At 30.4% G+C, this 18,223-nt stretch carries 17 protein-coding genes; 9 read left to right on the top strand and 8 right to left on the bottom strand.

The genetic code is table 11. The annotated features are described in order from the left end of the window. Positions 1 to 73 precede the first annotated feature (73 nt). The 7 genes from priA to WC223_08805 all read left to right on the top strand — a co-directional run bounded on the left by priA (position 74) and on the right by WC223_08805 (position 7,752). Positions 74 to 2,545 carry a primosomal protein N' gene (priA, locus tag WC223_08835; GenBank protein ID MFA6924345.1) on the top strand — a complete coding sequence of 824 codons (2,472 nt, stop codon included), beginning with the start codon at positions 74 to 76 and terminating at the stop codon, positions 2,543 to 2,545. A 126-nt stretch (positions 2,546 to 2,671) separates the two neighbouring features. Further along, positions 2,672 to 2,986, top strand: a complete 315-nt coding sequence (locus WC223_08830; GenBank protein MFA6924344.1) for a nucleotidyltransferase domain-containing protein — start codon at positions 2,672 to 2,674, stop codon at positions 2,984 to 2,986. Continuing rightward, complete coding sequence (locus WC223_08825; GenBank protein MFA6924343.1) at positions 2,976 to 3,359, top strand: HEPN domain-containing protein; 384 nt, start codon at positions 2,976 to 2,978, stop codon at positions 3,357 to 3,359. Before WC223_08830 ends, WC223_08825 begins: the two co-directional genes overlap by 11 nt. Positions 3,360 to 3,484: 125 nt before the next feature. Continuing rightward, the gene (locus WC223_08820; GenBank protein MFA6924342.1) at positions 3,485 to 4,579 is read left to right on the top strand and encodes a Nif3-like dinuclear metal center hexameric protein; all 1,095 of its coding nucleotides are present in this window, start codon (positions 3,485 to 3,487) and stop codon (positions 4,577 to 4,579) included. Positions 4,580 to 4,870: 291 nt separating this feature from the next. Then, a complete protein-coding gene (locus WC223_08815) occupies positions 4,871 to 5,671 on the top strand; it encodes a C4-type zinc ribbon domain-containing protein (GenBank protein MFA6924341.1) in 801 nt (266 codons plus the stop codon). Between the two features lie 39 nt (positions 5,672 to 5,710). Next, entirely contained in the window at positions 5,711 to 7,216 is a 1,506-nt protein-coding gene (locus tag WC223_08810; protein MFA6924340.1) for a tetratricopeptide repeat protein, read from the top strand. Positions 7,217 to 7,299: 83 nt separating this feature from the next. Next, positions 7,300 to 7,752 carry a nucleoside deaminase gene (locus WC223_08805; GenBank protein MFA6924339.1) on the top strand — a complete coding sequence of 151 codons (453 nt, stop codon included), beginning with the start codon at positions 7,300 to 7,302 and terminating at the stop codon, positions 7,750 to 7,752. A gap of 101 nt (positions 7,753 to 7,853) precedes the next feature. Here the strand turns inward: WC223_08805 and WC223_08800 are convergent, their stop codons facing one another. Further along, positions 7,854 to 8,810, bottom strand: coding sequence for a pyridoxal-phosphate dependent enzyme (locus WC223_08800; protein ID MFA6924338.1), 957 nt, complete (start codon positions 8,808 to 8,810; stop codon positions 7,854 to 7,856). Between the two features lie 100 nt (positions 8,811 to 8,910). Between WC223_08800 and trpS the strand changes: the two genes are divergently transcribed. Both trpS and WC223_08790 read left to right on the top strand, forming a co-directional pair. After that, entirely contained in the window at positions 8,911 to 9,906 is a 996-nt protein-coding gene (gene trpS / locus WC223_08795; protein MFA6924337.1) for a tryptophan--tRNA ligase, read from the top strand. Positions 9,907 to 9,908: 2 nt separating this feature from the next. Next, positions 9,909 to 10,874 carry a DUF4421 family protein gene (locus WC223_08790; protein ID MFA6924336.1) on the top strand — a complete coding sequence of 322 codons (966 nt, stop codon included), beginning with the start codon at positions 9,909 to 9,911 and terminating at the stop codon, positions 10,872 to 10,874. A gap of 119 nt (positions 10,875 to 10,993) precedes the next feature. Here the strand turns inward: WC223_08790 and WC223_08785 are convergent, their stop codons facing one another. The 7 genes from WC223_08785 to WC223_08755 all read right to left on the bottom strand — a co-directional run. After that, complete coding sequence (locus WC223_08785) at positions 10,994 to 11,758, bottom strand: TIGR02757 family protein (protein MFA6924335.1); 765 nt, start codon at positions 11,756 to 11,758, stop codon at positions 10,994 to 10,996. A 99-nt stretch (positions 11,759 to 11,857) separates the two neighbouring features. After that, positions 11,858 to 12,274 carry a DUF3795 domain-containing protein gene (locus WC223_08780; protein ID MFA6924334.1) on the bottom strand — a complete coding sequence of 139 codons (417 nt, stop codon included), beginning with the start codon at positions 12,272 to 12,274 and terminating at the stop codon, positions 11,858 to 11,860. Positions 12,275 to 12,294: 20 nt separating this feature from the next. Then, positions 12,295 to 13,578, bottom strand: coding sequence for an O-antigen ligase family protein (locus tag WC223_08775; protein MFA6924333.1), 1,284 nt, complete (start codon positions 13,576 to 13,578; stop codon positions 12,295 to 12,297). Beyond that, the gene (locus WC223_08770) at positions 13,565 to 14,170 is read right to left on the bottom strand and encodes a sugar transferase (protein ID MFA6924332.1); all 606 of its coding nucleotides are present in this window, start codon (positions 14,168 to 14,170) and stop codon (positions 13,565 to 13,567) included. Before WC223_08770 ends, WC223_08775 begins: the two co-directional genes overlap by 14 nt. Then, positions 14,170 to 15,384: a DegT/DnrJ/EryC1/StrS family aminotransferase gene (locus tag WC223_08765; protein MFA6924331.1), complete on the bottom strand. Its 1,215-nt coding sequence runs from the start codon at positions 15,382 to 15,384 to the stop codon at positions 14,170 to 14,172. The genes WC223_08770 and WC223_08765 overlap by 1 nt, the downstream gene beginning before the upstream one ends. A gap of 33 nt (positions 15,385 to 15,417) precedes the next feature. Next, complete coding sequence (locus tag WC223_08760) at positions 15,418 to 16,641, bottom strand: glycosyltransferase family 4 protein (GenBank protein ID MFA6924330.1); 1,224 nt, start codon at positions 16,639 to 16,641, stop codon at positions 15,418 to 15,420. Between the two features lie 10 nt (positions 16,642 to 16,651). Further along, a partial coding sequence (locus WC223_08755; protein ID MFA6924329.1) for a fused MFS/spermidine synthase occupies positions 16,652 to 18,223 on the bottom strand: 1,572 nt, incomplete at its 5' end.

Genomic DNA, 18,223 nt, shown 5'->3' with positions numbered 1-18,223 from the left:
GGTTTTTTAATCGGCTTTTATTTTTTTAAAATTTCATTAGCTTTGCTGCTATATTATTTTAACAAACAAAAACTTGTCAAACGAAGGAACATATTTTGTAGATGTAATACTTCCCATTGCAATTCCGCAATCATACACATATTACGTACCCGAAGAATTTATTTCTTCTCTTGAAATTGGCAAAAGAGTTATTGTTCAGTTCGGCAAGCAGAAAATATATGCTGCTTTGATTTCCGCAATTCATCAAAACAAGCCCAAAGACATTGAAGCAAAAAATATTTTATCGGTTCTTGACGAAAAACCGATTGTACATACCATTCAATTAAATTTGTGGAAATGGATTTCTCATTATTATATGTGCACTACCGGCGAGGTTATGAATGCTGCGTTACCGGCGGGTTTAAAACTTTCGAGCCAGACAAATATTTTATTAAACCCCGAATTTGAGCATGACTACTCAAATCTTGATGAAAAGGAATATTTGCTCACTGAAGCTTTAGCTATAAGAAAATCTCTAACACTGAATGAAGCCGAAAAAATTATTGAACAAAAAAATGTAATTCCAATTGTAAAAAACTTAATTGCAAAAAAAGTTGTAATTGTTGAAGAAGAGTTAATTGAAACATATAAACCCAAAACAGAAACATACATCCGGCTTTCCGAAAACTACAATGACGAAAAGTTACTTAAAGAGATTTTTGATAAACTTGGAAAAGCACCGAAACAACTTGAATTGCTGATGTCGTTTATTCATATCACAAAAAAAAATGAAAGATATAATGGTGAAATTAAAAAAACAACTTTACTTAAAAGCATTGATACTTCAGATGCAACACTGAATTCTTTAATCAAAAAAAATATTTTTGTATCAACAGATAAAATAACCGATAGGGTTGGTTTTGCTGATTCCGTCCCCCACAAACTTTTTAAATTAAGCGAATACCAGAAAAAAGCACTTGATGATATAAATGATAGTTTTGAAATTCATGATGTTGTTTTGCTGAAAGGAGTGACATCAAGCGGAAAAACTGAAATTTATTTTCACCTAATCGAAGAAGTTCTAAAACAGGGAAAGCAGGTTCTTTATCTTCTACCCGAAATTGCGTTGACTTCGCAAATTATAAACCGCCTGTTAAAATTTTTCGGAAACAATGTTTTGATTTACCACTCACGTTTCAACAATAACGAAAGAGTTGAAATATGGAATAAAGTTCTGGAAGATAATTCTGCAAAAATAGTTCTCGGCGCACGCTCCGCAGTATTCCTTCCGTTTAAAAATCTCGGATTAATAATTGTTGATGAAGAGCACGAAAATTCATACAAGCAATTTGAACCAGCTCCACGTTATCATGCGAGGGATACAGCAATTTATCTTGCAAAACTTCATAATTCAAAAATTCTTCTCGGCAGTGCCACACCATCAATAGAAAGTTTTTTTAATGCACGTAATAATAAATACGGATTAGTTGAAATTCATCAACGATTTGGAAATATAAAGCTTCCCGCAATTACAATAGTTGACATAAAGGAAGAAAAGAAAAGAAAAAGAATGCAATCCGACTTCTCAATGACATTGCTTGAAAACATAAAAGAAGTGCTTGCAAATTCCGAACAGGTTATTCTTTTTCAGAACCGTCGCGGCTTTGCTCCTCACCTCGAATGCGACTCATGCAACTGGGTTCCTATGTGCAAAAACTGCGATGTAGTGCTTACTTATCACAAACAAGTAAACCAAATGGTTTGTCATTACTGCGGATATTCGATAAATCCTTTTAACGAGTGCCCGGCATGCCACGATACAAATATTAAAATGCGCGGAACAGGAACCGAAAAAATTGAAGAAGAACTTTCGATATTTTTTCCGCAAGCAAACATTGCCCGCTTCGATTACGACAGCACAAGAAAAAAACAATCATATCAGAAAATAATAAGCGATTTTGAAGACGGCAGAATTAACATTCTTGTAGGAACACAAATGATTACCAAAGGTCTTGATTTCGAAAATGTGCATATAGTTGGAATAATAAATGCTGACAACATGCTGAATTTTCCTGATTTCAGGGCGTTTGAAAGAAGCTTTCAATTGATGTCGCAGGTGAGCGGAAGAGCCGGAAGAAGAAAAAAACAAGGGAAAGTAATTATTCAGACTCGAAATCCCATGCATCCTGTAATTAATGAAATATTGCATTACAATTATGAAAGAATGTATGAACGTGAACTTTTCGAACGACATCGTTTTTGTTATCCGCCATATTTTCGTCTTATTAAAATTACCTTAAAACACAGAGACAAATCTATTGTTTCAAGCGCTGCCGACCTTCTTGCAGCAAACCTGAAAAAAGAATTAAAAAGCCGTGTTCTTGGTCCGGAATTTCCTTTAATTCCGAGAATACAGAATTTATTTATAAAAGATATTTTAATAAAACTTGAGAAAACAAAAACAAGCAATACATTAAAAGATATTATCAGAAAAAATATTAATGATTTTAAAATGGTAAAAAAATTCCAATCGGTGAGAGTTTATGTGGATGTGGATGTGATGTAATTGAATTTTAATGCGAAGTTAAAAACTCACACAACATTCCAAATATACCAAATCGTATCGTTCAATATCTTGCATTAGAGGAATTAATTTTGTATCTTTGTAAATCATTTAAAATTATTAAATTTAATGACTATTCAGGAACAAATAAATTTTACAATCCAAACTATAATTTCCGGATATGCCCCCGAAAAAATAATCCTATTCGGTTCTTTTGCAACAAACAATGCAAATGAAAACAGCGATTTGGACTTACTTATTATAAAAAAAACCAGCGAACCTTTTTACCATCGTTTAAGACAAGTAAGAAAACTTTTCAATAAACAATTGCTTCCTTTGGACTTGTTCGTATATTCTCCTGATGAATTTGAAGAGAATAAAAATAAAATAAATCATATAGCTAATATAGCTCTAAAAAAAGGGGTGATAGCTTATGAAAAATGATTATTCAGAATGGATTTCCAAAGCCGAAGAAGACCTTACTACATGCAGAGCATTGATGGATATTGAATATCCACCATTTTCCGTAATTTGTTATCATGCTCAACAAATGGCAGAAAAATATATTAAAGCATATCTTACGTTCAAGGAAATTGAATTCAAAAAAACACATGACATTATATTACTTCTGGATGAATATTGCATTTCTGATGATGATGAATTCAACAATATAAGAGATGATGCTTTTATTTTAAGTGATTATTCTATAAATACCAGATACCCGGGAGATTATTTTCCTCTAAACCGCAATGATGCTGACGAAGCAATTGATGCCTCCTGTAAAATAAAAAATTTTATTATCTCCAAAATCATTTAACAATATAATATTACCATTTTTTCCACACTGCAATAAATTCGTATTATTAATAACATAATTTGTCCTTTCTGAAATTTTTACTACTTTTGAAAATGTTTTACATTTTTCACTAAATGTCCTACAAAATAAAAATTTCCGAAATCACAAAATGCCTTGAAGAATTTGCTCCGTTGAGTTATCAGGAAAGTTATGATAATTCGGGATTAATTATAGGAAATTCTGATATAGATGTTTCAAAAGTACTGCTCTCACTTGATTGTACGGAAGAAATAGTTGATGAAGCTATAAAAGCAAATGCAAATCTTATAATTTCACATCACCCGTTAATTTTTACGGGAATAAAAAAATTAACAGGAAAAAGCAATTCTGAAAGAGCTATTATTAAAGCCATTCGTAATAACATTGCAATTTATGCATTTCATACAAACCTTGATAATGTTGAAAAAGGAGTTAATCATAAAATATGTGAAAAACTCGGATTAAAAAATCCGAAAATTCTTTCTTCACAAAAAAAATTATTAAGAAAGCTTGTAACCTTTTGTCCTTCCGAAAAAATCGAAGACGTTAGAAAAGCAATATTTGAAGCCGGTGCAGGAGTTATTGGTAATTATGATGAATGCAGTTACAATATCGAAGGAACGGGAACATTCAGAGCAGGTGAAGGAACAAATCCATTCGTTGGTAAAAAAGGTAAAAGACATTACGAAAAAGAAATACGAATTGAAGTGATTTATCCGATTTATAAGGAAGGTAAAATTTTAAATGCACTTATCAAATCACACCCTTATGAGGAAGTTGCTTATGATATCTATCCGCTGGAAAATGAGTTCAAATCTGTTGGCAGTGGAATGCTTGCAGAACTTGAAGTTTCGCAAAATGAAACTGTTTTCCTAAAAAAAATAAAATCGGTAATGAAATGTGAAGTCATAAAACACACAAAGCTTCTTAACAGAAAAATAAAAAAAGTTGCGGTATGCGGTGGCTCAGGAAGTTTTCTTTTAAATGAAGCAATCAGAGCAAACGCTCATATATTCATTACTTCCGATTTCAAATACCATCAGTTCTTTGGCGCTGAAAGCAAAATTGTTATCGCTGATATCGGACACCATGAAAGTGAAGAGTTTACAAAAGAATTAATTTTTGAAATTATTAATAAAAAATTTCCTAAATTTGCCATTCTATTTTCAAAAGTTAATACAAACCCGGTTATATATTTTTAATTCATAAAAATAAATTATATGGCTAAAACCAAGAAAAAGGAAAAACCTAAGAAAAAAAATAAGATAATAAAAAAAGTTGCCGCAAAAAAAGCCGCAAAACCTATTGTTAAGAAAGCAAAAAAAATTGTAAAAAATAAATTACCGGTAAAAAGCAAGAAAATTGAGAAGAAAAAACTTGTTCAGAAGAAAGTTAAAGTAAAAGAAATAAAAAAAATAAAAGAAAAAAGTAAAACTATAAAAATCGAAAAGAAAGCAATTAAATCTAAAAAAGAAGAGAAAGCATTACAAAACATGAAGAAAAAAACTACAGAAGTAAAAGTAATTAAAAGTTCTTCAAAAGCTGAAGAAAAAGTTGATACATCAATAGAAGGCAAGCTCAAAGCATTATACAAATTGCAGCAAATTGATTCAAAAGTTGACAAAATAAGGATGGTAAGAGGTGAATTACCTTTGGAAGTTCAGGACTTGGAAGACGAGCTCGAGGGACTTGAAACAAGAGTAAAAAATTATACCGATGAAGCAGATGCCTTGCTTGCATCCATCACAGAAAAGAAGAATTTTATTTCTGACTGTAAGACATTGATAAAAAAATACGAAACTCAATTGAAAAATGTCAGAAATAATCGAGAGTACGATTCTCTAACTAAAGAAATAGAATATCAGAATCTGGAAATTCAACTTGCCGAAAAGCGTATAAAAGAAAATAAAGCCAATATTGAAGCTAAGAATGAAATAATTGAGAAATCAAATAAAATCATTCATGAACGCAAATCGGACTTAAAAGTAAAAAAAGCCGAACTTGATGACATTGTTACTGAAACCGAAAAAGAAGAGCAAGTACTTTTGTCGGAATCAAAAGCAAATGAAAAAATAATTGAAGAAATGCTGCTCAATGCATATAAAAGGATAAGGAAAAACGCCAGAAACGGCTTAGCTGTTGTAACGGTTGAAAGAGACGCTTGCGGCGGATGCTTCAATAAAATTCCACCTCAGCGACAACTTGAAATAAGACAAAGAAAAAAAATTATTGTTTGTGAATATTGCGGTAGAGTTCTTGTTGACCCAATTATTGCAAGTACTGTGAAAGCTTAAGCATTATACTTTACACATTAATTTTTTAAATAAACTTTTTTGAATCTTTCCAGAATTATAATTTCAATATCGTTTATTGCAGTTACTTGCATTTATAACAATGCAGAAGCAAAATTCGATTTCAATAAAAACTGTATAAATGCATACACAAATGTAATAAACTTGAATTTTCAGGAAGGCAAACGACTTCTTAATATTGAAAAAACAATAAATCCGCAAAATGACATTCCTCTCTTAATTGAAAATTATATTGATTTCCTTACATTACTTATTGGAGAAAACAACAATGAGTTTAAAGTTCTGAAAAAGAATAAAGAATTGCGGCTTGATAAACTTGACAAAGGCGATAAGTCATCACCATATTATTTATATTCAAAAGCACAGATAAACCTTCAATGGTCATTTGCAAGAATGAAATATGATGAATTTGTAACAAGTGCAATGGAAATCAGAAAAGCATACATTTTAACGGAAGATAATGCGAAAAAATTTCCTAATTTTATTCCTAACAAGATGATGCATGGATTATTGCATGTTCTTATTGGTTCAATACCCGATAAATTCAAATGGATGATAAATCTTGCAGGGTTCAGCGGTTCAATAAAACAAGGCACAAATGAAATGGAATATATTCTGAAAGCAACTGAAGGAAATTCACAATTTTCATACATACATAGCGAAGTTGTGTTTCTGCTTTCATTTATGAGCATGAACATTATTAATGAAAATGAAGAAAATACAAAAACGATTTATGACATCGTGAAAACAGATAAAAACACAGGACCATTAATTAGCTTTGGAAAAGCCAGTTTAGCGATGCGAAAAGGACTAAATGATGATGCAATTAGAATACTTACCAACCGTATTGATAATCCTAATGCCTACCCTTTTAATTTCCTTGAATTTATGCTTGGCAGTGCCTATCTGAATAAACTGAATATAGAAGCTATTCAGCATTTCGAAAATTTCGTAACAAAATTCAAGGGAAAAAATTTCATCAAAGCAGCATACCAAAGAATTGCATGGTGTTATCTATTAAATAATAATACCGCTAAATACAACGAGTATATTAAAAAAGTTAAATTATACGGATATACTGAAATTGATGAAGATAAGAATGCACAGAAAGAAGCCGAAAGCGGAAATATTCCCAACGTTTATCTTTTAAAAGGAAGATTATTGTTTGACGGTGGCTATTACAAAAAATCGCTCGATGCACTTACCGAAAAAAAACCTAATGAAGTTTACAAAGCAAAAAAAGATATGATAGAGTTTACATATCGGCTTGGAAGAATTTATCATAAACTTGATAATAATGAAAAAGCAATAAACTATTATAAATTAACTTTAACTATCGGTTCATACTCGCCTTATTATTTTGCTGCCAACTCCGCTCTACAACTAGGCTTGATTTATGAAAAACAAAAAGACAATAAAACTGCAAAAATATATTTCGAAAAATGTTTGTCATTAAACAATTATGAATACAAATACAGCATAGAGCAAAAAGCAAAAGCAGGGCTTGATAGAATAAAGAATAATTAATAATGAAAAAGCCATGAGCTATGAGCAAAAAAAATCGAACATCGAAGTTTTTACTAATGACCAATGACTATTGACTAAAGACAATGAATAATTCAATATTAAATTTTTCTGATGATTACTTTATGAAAGAAGCTTTGAAAGAAGCACAAAAAGCTTTTGACAAAGATGAAATCCCCATTGGCGCAGTTGTTGTTTGTGAAAATAAAATCATAGCAAGAGCACACAATCAAACCGAAACCCTTAATGATACTACTGCTCATGCTGAAATGCTCGCTTTTACATCTGCAACAAATTTTCTTGGTGGAAAATATTTAAATAAATGTACTTTATACGTTACGCTTGAACCATGCGTTATGTGTGCGGGAGCGTGTTACTGGACACAAATTAAACAAATTGTTTATGGTGCTTCCGATGAAAAAAGAGGATATTCTCTATTAAATAAAAAAATATTACACCCAAAAACAAAAGTAATTTCAGAGGTTTTAGAAAAAGAGTGCAGCGAAATATTAAAAGAATTTTTTAAAAAGAAAAGATGATTTTCACAAAATGGCAGTAACTTGTAACTTTTAAATTATAATCCCAAATCCCAAATCCCAAATCCCAAATCCCAAATCCCAATTTCTAATTCCTAAATCTTTCAATGCCAAGGCAATTTTTCCAAATCAACATTTCCACCCGAAAAAATTATTCCTATTCTTTTTCCTCTATAATCATATTTATTTTCGAGCAATGCAGCAATTGTAACCGCTGCTGATGGTTCAATAATAATTTTCATTCTCTCCCAAACAATTTTCATTGCATCTATAATTGCTTTCTCGCTAACAGTGGCGATTTCTTTCACATACTCTTTAATTATCGGAAAAGTTTTTTCACCAAGAGAAGTTCTTAAGCCATCTGCAATGGTATTTAGATTTATAGAAGGAATTATTTTTCCTGCTATTAAAGATTGACGAGCATCATAGTTAATTTCGGGTTCACAAGCTATGACTTTTGTTTTCGTAGAAAAATAATGAGCCGACAATAATGTACCACTCAATAAACCACCGCCGCCAACAGGAACCGAAATTATATCAATATTTTCAACTTCATTAATAAGTTCATAACAGGCAGTCCCCTGCCCTGCTATAATATTGTAATCATCATAAGGATGAATAAATACAGCATTTGTTTTCTTCACAACTTCATTTAAAGTTGTTTCTCTTGCTTCAAGAGTTGGCTTGCAAAAAATAATTTCTCCACCATATTCTTTTACGGCATCAACTTTTACTTTCACCGAATTGCTCGGCATTATTATATATGCCCTCACTCCTTTTATTCGTGCAGCTAATGAAAGTGCCTGTGCAAAATTGCCCGATGAATGGGTTGCCACTCCATTTTTAATTTTATCTTCATCCATCGAAAAAACAGCATTAACAGCTCCTCTGAATTTGAACGAACCTGTTTTCTGAAAATTATCGCATTTAAAATACAATTCGCTGTCAAAAATTCCGTTTAATGAACTGCAAGTTAAAACAGGTGTTTGATTGATATATGGTTTTATACGATTATATGCTTCAATAATCGCCGAAGCTTCGGGTGTTTTTGTGTTAATCATTTATCTGTATTTATGACAAACAAATATAAAATTTTCTAATTACTTTTTACTATTTTTGCAATTCCTAAATCCTAAATCTTAATTCCTAAATAAATAAACATTGGAAACAGTAGTTAGCGGAATACGACCAACAGGCAACCTGCATCTCGGAAATTATTTCGGTGCAATGAAAAATTTTATTAAAATGCAGTACAAACATAAATGCTATTTTTTTATTGCCGATTTTCATTCACTCACAACACATCCCACACCCGAAAATCTAATGGAAAACATAAAGCAGGTGCTTGCCGAATACCTTGCTTGCGGCTTAGACCCTGAAGCTGCAACAATTTACCTGCAAAGTGATATTCATGAAATTCCCGAATTGTATTTGCTTTTGAATATGATTTCTTATTTAGGCGAACTCGAGAGATGCACATCGTTTAAAGAAAAAGTTCGCACTCAACCCGACAATATAAATGCAGGGTTGCTCACATATCCCGTTTTAATGGCAACTGATATTTTAATTCATAAGGCGAGCAAAGTTCCGGTAGGTAAAGACCAAGAACAACATCTTGAGATGACAAGAAATTTTGCTGCACGTTTCAACAGGATGTATAATGTAAATTATTTTCCCGAACCTGTTGCTTATAACTTCGGTGAAGAATTAATCAAAATTCCTGGACTTGACGGAAGCGGAAAAATGGGAAAATCGGAAGGACCAAACAATGCAATATTTTTAGTTGATGAACCCGATATTATCAGAAAAAAAGTAATGAAAGCAGTTACCGATGCAGGTCCAACCGAAATAAACCAAAAGAAACCCGAAGTAATAGAAAATCTTTTTCTACTGATGAATGCAGTTTCTTCTCCCGAAACAATAAAACATTTTGATGATTCATACAACAACTGCCTGATAAAATATGGCGACTTAAAAAAACAACTTGCTGAAGATATTATTAATTTCACAAATCCTTTTCGCGATAAAATAAAAGAATTAAGAGCAAACAATGCTTATCTGAAAAAGGTTGCCGAAGAAGGAGCAGAAAAAGCCAGAAAAAGTTCAGAAAAAACTTTAAAGGAAGTCAGAGAAATTGTTGGTTTTAAAGATTTTTAAATATGCCTTTAGTAAATAGATTTTTTTTATTATTAGTATTAATATTATTTTCCCTTCAATCAAAATCACAAAGTACTCATATCAGATATCCTAATATAGAGGTAAATGATAATATTATAGTAAAAGCACTAATTCAATCGCCTTTGCTTTCGCTCGATATATCCGATAAAAACAAAATCGGCAAAAAAATAAGTTATTCACCAAATATTGTTGAAAGTATTGGTGCTGGCTTTGCATGTAATTTATTAGGGCTTTCCGTTTCTATTAAGTTACTCAGAAACGAAAAAAAAGATTTAAAATATGGAAAAACCGATTATAATAATTTTCAGGTTTACTTGTATGGAAGGCGAATTGGATTAGAAGCAAGTTACCAGTATTATAAAGGTTTTTACTTATTTAATGCTCCTTCATTTGATGTAAATTGGAATTATAATTCCAAATATCCAACTATTTCCACCATGGAAATTAATAACCTTACAATAAATTGTTTTTATATTTTCTCCAGAAAATTTTCAATAAAAGCATCATTCAATCAAACAGAGAGGCAATTAAAAAGCGCTGGTTCATTTCTATTTATGGCTTCTTTAAATCGCATATTTGTAAACAGCGATTCATCTCTGATTCCAAAAACAGAAAAACAAAACTATTCGGAATTCGACGCTTTCCGAAGGGGTGAATTTTATAATTATGAAGTTTCACCTGGTTATGCTTATTCAATTATTTTAAAGAGATTTTATTTCACGCCAATGTTATTTATAGGCGGAGGTTACCAAAAACAAGAATGTAATATTAAATCAAAATCGGATTTTGGTTATAAGCTTGGACTAAAATATTTCCTCGGATATAACGGAAAAAAAATTATCATTGGAGCATTCGGCATGAACGAAATATGGTTTGCAAAAGTTAGTAATGCTATATTACAGTTATATGCATCCAAGTATAGATTTTTTATCGGATATAGATGGTGAGCATTTTTGTTATTCGGGTTACTTCGATATTCGATGCTCAGTGTTCGATGTTCGATATTTGTTTTATTTTAAATATCGAACATCGAACACTGAATGTAGAATGGCGAAGTTTATTATATTTAAACTTCATTAACTCCCAACCCGAACAAAGCAAAATCATATTTCACAGGGTCGTCAGCATCAAAATCCCTTAAACAATTCGTAAGTTCCACAACAGCATACCAATCGTTTTGCTTTCTTTTTAACAATCCCAATCTTCGGGCTGTATTGCCAACATGAACATCCAAAGGAATATACAATTGATTCGGTTTTATTTTTTTCCATATTCCAAAGTCCACTCCCCTATTGTCATTACGCACCATCCAACGTAAAAACATATTTATTTTTTTTGCTGTTGATTTTTTATCAGGATTGGAAAAATGCTTCTGTGTTCTTTTAGCATGAGGTAACTCAAAAAACATATCCCTGAAATATGAAATAGCAAATCTTAAATCATTCTCTTTTTTCAAAGCATTATTAAAACAATTTTCAATTCCGCCATGTTTCAAATAAACATTTTGTAACGACTTTAAAAAGTAAATGCAATCATCGCCGTTAAACGTTCTGTGAATACAACAATTAAATTTTTCAAAATCTTTTTGTTTTGCATTCATCAAAAAATCATGAGGTGAGTTATGCATTAATTCAATAATTCTGTTTGCATTTCTAATAATACTTTTTCGTTGTCCCCATGCAATAGTAGCAGCTAAGAATCCCGAAATTTCAATATCTTCTTTTTTTGTGAATTTATGTGGAATAGAAATAGGGTCCGATTCGATGAAAGATTGATTGTTGTATTGATTATATTTTTCTTCGAGTAAATTGCGAAGTTGTTTTTTTGTCATTTTGAATTTAAAATTGTTAAAAAGTCACCACAGATTACTCAGATTAACACAGATTTAATTTTAGGGCACCTCTATAAAAACGCCTCTCTTCGTTGAACGTCAGAATTTGAATTTCTTTTTATTAATTCCCGAAATTTTATCAAGTGTTTGCATTTTGCAGAAAAATGCTTTATTTAAAATATCATATTCTTTTTTTGTACATGCTCTTTTTACGATTTTCTTGTATGATTTTGCTTTATCAAATACTTCGGAAATATTTTCACAAGGATAATCTTCGCACTGTCCGCAATTATCAACACCTTTTTCTTTTGCACATTCAAAAATTCCATATCTGCAATTTTGTTCAACTCTGCATCCTTTGCAAGCAATTATATCAGGCGATTCGACAGAATTTCTGAATCCTGTTTTTTCCCACAATTCAGCAACTTTTTTCAGATTTTTTACATCTCCCTTTTTGGTTGCTATATAACGAGGACAATAATTGCAGTTATTTCCACAAACAGCTAACTCTATCATAATGTTGATTTAAAAATATTTCAAGTATTTAAGGTACTCGAAGTACTGATTGGTTTCACATAATTCAAAAACGAATAAAAAAATGCAAAAAACACAACTCCTGCCTGAGTATTTAGCATTGATTCAAACATAAAGTTAATACTAATAATAACAATAAATGCTAATAAAAGTACGTCTCTTTTTTTGATTGCATTGATTAAAGGAATAATTAAAATTACAATAAGCATCGAAAATCCGACAAATCCGAGAGCAATAAAAGTTTCGAGAAATTGATTATGGGCATTATAATTATTCAGTATAGCTTTCTGCATATTATTTCTTCTGTATACTTCCAATAATTCGTCTTTTACATTTCCGGTACCAACACCTATAATTGGATGTTCTTTTATAATTTCTATTGAATTATACCATATCAACAATCTATCTTCTGTTGTTTTTATATTTTTCTCATTAATAGATGTTGTTTTCAACTGACTTATAATATAAATTATTCGCTGATTGAATTTCAGAGTGGCAAAAAGTAATATAGTTAATAAAAAAATAAGTAAAGAGCTTACAAAAAAAACTTTTTTCTTCTTAAAAAACAAAAATGTATTTACAAAAATAAGAATTGTAATTGTTATAATACCTGCTTTTGATGAAAGTAAAAATATAAAAAAAATAAAAAAAAGAATAGAAGCATATTGAAGTTTTTTATGACTCTTATAAATATTGTAATAAAGAAAGTATATTAATATCTGCAGGCATAATGCACAATACATTGAAAAATATGAAGGATGAAATGACTTTGAAAGAAAATGATATGTGAAGTTATCGTTTATAAATGATATAGGGTCATTTTTAAAACATCCGATAACATATGGAGAGTACTTGTAAAAAAGGTTAATAAAAGAGCCACCCAGACAAAATAGTGCTTCAATAATATTACCGACAATAAAAAACAAAAGTATCTTATTAATTTTATTTTTATAATATTCATTATTGCTCACAAAAACTATTGGAATAAAAAAAAGAGATAATTTAACTTCTAAATCGAAAAAACCACTTTTTAAATTTCCGGCATAGCAAAGACCTAATATATGCAAAACAAAAAATGCAGGCAAAATAAGTGCCAATTTTGTTTTTTTAAAATTTTCCCATTTCACAAAAAAATTTCCTTCAAGCAACCATGTAACAAATAAGAGAACCAGCAAAGTAGGAATTATTTTTCTTGCAACAGGTAAAAGGAGCACAATTAATATCACTAAATAATAATTTGCTTTGGATGCAAAAGGGTTCAACTTATAAATACTAATTTTTGCCAATGCTCTTTATGATTTTAAAAAATGTTTTTAAAAGAATATTAAAATATGTTTTAAAATTATAATTATCTATAAAAGTCATATTTAGTTTTATCTTTTTTGGCATTATTTCATTAATGTATTTTTTTTCGGGGTCAACGGGATTCGAAAGCATTTCACTTTCTTTATAATACACAATTGAAGCACAATCAGTAATGCCCGGCTTCACATTTAAAATTTTTCTTTGCTCCTCAGAATAAAAATCCACATATTTCTTCACCTCCGGTCGGGGACCCACAAAACTCATATTTCCTATTAATACATTTAATAATTGCGGAATCTCATCAAGTTTATATTTTCTCAAAACAATTCCCACTTTTGTTATTCTCATGTCTTTTGCACCAATTGTTAATAATCCTTCTTTATCAGAATCAACATACATGGTGCGAAACTTATACAATTTAAACTCCTTCCCCTTAAATCCAACCCTGTTTTGCAAATAAAATACCCCTCCTTTGCTGTCAACCACTATTGCCAATGATATAATTATAAAAAAAGGAAATAATATTATCAATAACAAAAATGAAAATAGCAAGTCAAAGATTTTAATAAGCATTATATTATTTTTTTTACAGCATTAACAACCGATTTCGCTACTATTTCAATTTGTTCATCAGTTAAATCATAAAAAACAGGCAATGAAATTTCCCTAGAAAAGTTATCATAAGCTATTGGATAATTGTCAATATTATATCCAAGTTTTTTATAAAATGAAAATAAAGGAACAGGAATAAAATGGACATTCACAGAAACGTCTTGCTCAAAAATATTTTGTATAATTTTATCTCTTTTAAATTCATCAATACTTTTTATGCGAAGCAAAAAAAGATGGCATGATGATTTTTTTATATTTGTCGAATACTCCTGTAATTCAGCCCACGAATAATTTGAAAACATTTTTGAATATGTATCAAAAATATGTTTTCTCTTAACTAAAATATCACTATCGTAACGTTCCAACTCAACTAATCCCATAGATGCAGCAATGTCAGTCATATTTGCTTTATAGCCGGCTGTTTCAATATCATATTTCCATTTCCCTTTTTGCGTTTTAGCTAAAGCATCTTTATTTTGTCCATGGAGTGAAAACAAATTAAAAAAATTATATATTTCTTCATTATCAAAAGGTGGTTCAAGATTAAAAGCAATTGCTCCACCCTCGGCTGTAGTTAAATTTTTAACTGCATGAAAAGAAAACACAGTTATGTCGGCAAGTACACCTGTTCTTTTTCCTTTATATGTAGCTCCAAGTGAATGTGCAGCATCTGATAATATTAATATCCTGTCTAATTTTTTCTGATTTTCATTTATAGGTGAAAATAATTTTTTAATTTCAGGATTGTTTGCCAAATCATTTATCTCATCATAATCACAAGGCAAACCGCCAATATCAACCGGCATAATAACTTTTGTTTTTGATGTAATTACTTTTTTAATATTTTCCACCGAAATATTAAAATCATTTTTATTTATATCAACAAAAACAGGTTTTGCACCACAATGAATTATGACATTTGCAGTTGCTGAGTATGTATAAGCAGGCAAAATAACCTCATCTCCTTCTTTAACACCAAACCATCTTAAAACAAGCTCTAATCCTGCAGTTGCTGAACTCAGGCAAATTGTACATTTATTCCCATTATATGCAGTAAGTTTTTTTTCAAATAATTTTGTTTTTGGTCCTGTAGTAATCCAACCCGATTTCAAAGTATCAACTACCTCATTAATTATTTTCTGGTCAATATGTGGTGGTGAAAATGGAATCATAATGCTTTAATTTAAACTATCAAAGATATGAAAATGTTATTTTATAATTTCTAAAAATTTATTGGCTATTATTTTGTAATCATGATTTTGTATTACATAATCTTTCCCATTTTTACCCATTTCAATAATTTCATTTTGCGGTAAGGCAATTATTTTTCTTATAGCTCCAGCAATTGCTTGTGGATTTTCCGGTTCGATAGTAAAGCCACATTTTGCTTCTGAAACAATATCATTACCTGCATCAATTGCTTGAATTATTGGCTTCCCACTTAACATGTAATCAAATAATTTATTCGGACTAACTCCAAAGCGAAATAAATTTTGTTTTTTTAAGCCAATAAATAAGAAATCTAAAATATTAAGAACTTTTAAAATCGATTTTTTAGGAACAGGTTCAATAAAATATACATTGCGAAGATTGTTTTCATTCTTTAATTTCTCTAAATTTTCTTTTTCTGCTCCTTTTCCAATAACTACAAAAGCAACATTCTCATTTTTCAATAAATATGCAGCAAGAATAAAATCTTTTACTGCATTAGCAGAGCCGATACTACCTGTATATCCAATTATATATTTGTGTGCGATTCTGATTTGTTCCAAAATATTTTTTTGTTGAATTGGTATTTCCTGCTGATTTTCCGATCTTTCTAAACTTATTCCATTTGGAATGTGGTGCCATTTTGTCGGCTCTAAACCATGCGAAACACAATGTTCGAGAGTTTTTGGTAAAATTGAAATCACCAAATCTGATTTTTTATAACAAAATTTTTCGGCAGCTTGCATTAATATTATTAAAGGATGTCGTTTCGAATATCCTCCGATTTCCATCGGTGAGAGAGGCCACAAATCGTGAATTTCATAAACTAATTTTGCTTTGGCTTTTTTTGCTATTCTGTATGCAGGATAAATATCAAGTGGATAAGTGGATGATGCAATTACAACATCCGGCTTAAATGTTTTAGCAATATAAGAACTTTTAAAAAATAATTTAAAAACAAATTCGAGTATGTTAAAAAAACGTTTTATGGAATTTCCCTGATATGCTTTAGTTTTAAGCCAAATGTATTTTATCCCGTCAATATTTTGAGTTTCAAAATTCGATTTTACTTCCGGCTGAACTGAACGGACATGCGAAAATGAAGAAGCTATAATAGTTACATCATGCCCGTTTTTCACCCATTCCTTTGCAAGATAATACGGGCGATATTCCATTCCGAGTTTTGAACTTCCTGCGTAATGATTTATTAAAAGAATTCTCATTTTTTAAAAATTAATATCCAATCCTTAACTCACCTTTCAAAATCTTTTTCAGCATATCAGCATCAAACCAAACATTAAAATTTTTATTGTAAGTTTTTCTCCACAATGGAAATTCTGTATATGGATAATTATCTGTAATTATTTTTTCATTTTCTAAGAATTCTCTTAATTCATAAGCATCGGCAACTTTAAGATTTAGCATTTCTTCGGGAGAGTTGAAAATATTTTCCCATTCATTTATATCATTCATTATATTTTTATCGTTTTTTGCTTCTTTAAATTTATCAACATTTATTTTTATCGGTTCCTTTGCTCCAAGCATGTAAAAACCCTTGTATTTGATACCGCTGAAAATAATTGTGTTTGGAAAAACATCAATATAAGTTTTAATTATCATCTTAACTTCAGTATACTGGCATGGAGGAATCCATAAGCAGAATATGCCTTTATCGCTTAAATGTTTTTTACAAAGTTCAAAGAAATTTCTTGTGTAAAGATTTACTGTGCCGGCACTCCACAATGGCGGAGCAGGGTCAATTGTTATTACATCATATTTTTTATCCCTTAGCAATAAATAATTTCTGCCGTCATCAGCAAAATGTTTAACGCGTGGATTTTTTAAAATTTCACTTCCGTTTTTATGAAAATAATTATATGTTTCATATTCTTCGCCAACCAATTCAACAATTTCAATATTTACCTTTTCATGAGTAACACATGATTTAAGGCATGTTCCCATACCGAAACAAATTATCAAAACATCTTTTGCATCGCCATTTAAAAGAACAGGAAGATGTGCCATTAATTTTGTTTCACTCACCAATGATGTCATGCCCATTCCATTAATCAAAATATGTTTATCAAAGAAATCTGTTTTGGAACCGTAAGCTGTAGTTGTGGCAGAAATACCTTCCTTGTGATAATATACTTCCATCTTGCTTTTTGAACTATATACAACTTTTTTAATTACTGTATAAAAAGGGTCGGGAGAGTATATACTTATCAATAAACCGGCAATTAACAATATCGAAGCAATAATTAAATTTTTATTCCTTATTAATTTTTCCAAACCAACTGTTAAAACTATAAATCCCATTAAACAATTAATCAATGAAACCAATATAACGGTGTTTCTTGTGCCAAAATATTTTATAAGAATATAACCCGCAAACAAAGAGCCAACAATGCAACCTAGCGTATTCATGGAATACAGAAAACCAATTCCGTTTCCGATTTTATTTCTGCTTTTAACGAAACAACTTGATACAATAGGAAAAATAATTCCCAATGTGAATGTTACTGGAAATATAACTATCAGCGGTATTAAAATTTTTGAAATACCCAGCGACTCGGAAATCGCCACAGGTGTAAATAACGTAAATAAATATAATCCGGCAATCGTGTATAATCCGATAAAAATAATTAAGTATCCTAAAGTTTTTATCGGATTTTTAATGTTTTTATATAACTTTCCGGATAATAAACTTCCAATAGCAGAACCTAAGAGATATATCCCTAATACCATGCTGAAAGAATAAATGGATGTGCCTAATTGCAGTTGAAAAATTCTTGTCCATACAAT

This window comes from Bacteroidales bacterium (genome assembly GCA_041671145.1).
GTDB lineage: Bacteria > Bacteroidota > Bacteroidia > Bacteroidales > JAHJDW01 > JAQUPB01.
This window is presented reverse-complemented; position numbering and strand designations above follow the sequence as displayed.

Bases quoted from the DNA above. Each gene is read 5' to 3' on its own strand.
- WC223_08830 (MFA6924344.1), top strand. From the start codon at position 2,672: ATGACTATTCAGGAACAAATAAATTTTACAATCCAAACTATAATTTCC.
- WC223_08825 (MFA6924343.1), top strand. From the start codon at position 2,976: ATGAAAAATGATTATTCAGAATGGATTTCCAAAGCCGAAGAAGACCTT.
- WC223_08815 (MFA6924341.1), top strand. From the start codon at position 4,871: ATGAAGAAAAAAACTACAGAAGTAAAAGTAATTAAAAGTTCTTCAAAA.
- WC223_08805 (MFA6924339.1), top strand. From the start codon at position 7,300: ATGAATAATTCAATATTAAATTTTTCTGATGATTACTTTATGAAAGAA.
- WC223_08800 (MFA6924338.1), bottom strand. From the start codon at position 8,810: ATGATTAACACAAAAACACCCGAAGCTTCGGCGATTATTGAAGCATAT.
- WC223_08790 (MFA6924336.1), top strand. From the start codon at position 9,909: ATGCCTTTAGTAAATAGATTTTTTTTATTATTAGTATTAATATTATTT.
- WC223_08785 (MFA6924335.1), bottom strand. From the start codon at position 11,758: ATGACAAAAAAACAACTTCGCAATTTACTCGAAGAAAAATATAATCAA.
- WC223_08780 (MFA6924334.1), bottom strand. From the start codon at position 12,274: ATGATAGAGTTAGCTGTTTGTGGAAATAACTGCAATTATTGTCCTCGT.
- WC223_08770 (MFA6924332.1), bottom strand. From the start codon at position 14,170: ATGCTTATTAAAATCTTTGACTTGCTATTTTCATTTTTGTTATTGATA.
- WC223_08760 (MFA6924330.1), bottom strand. From the start codon at position 16,641: ATGAGAATTCTTTTAATAAATCATTACGCAGGAAGTTCAAAACTCGGA.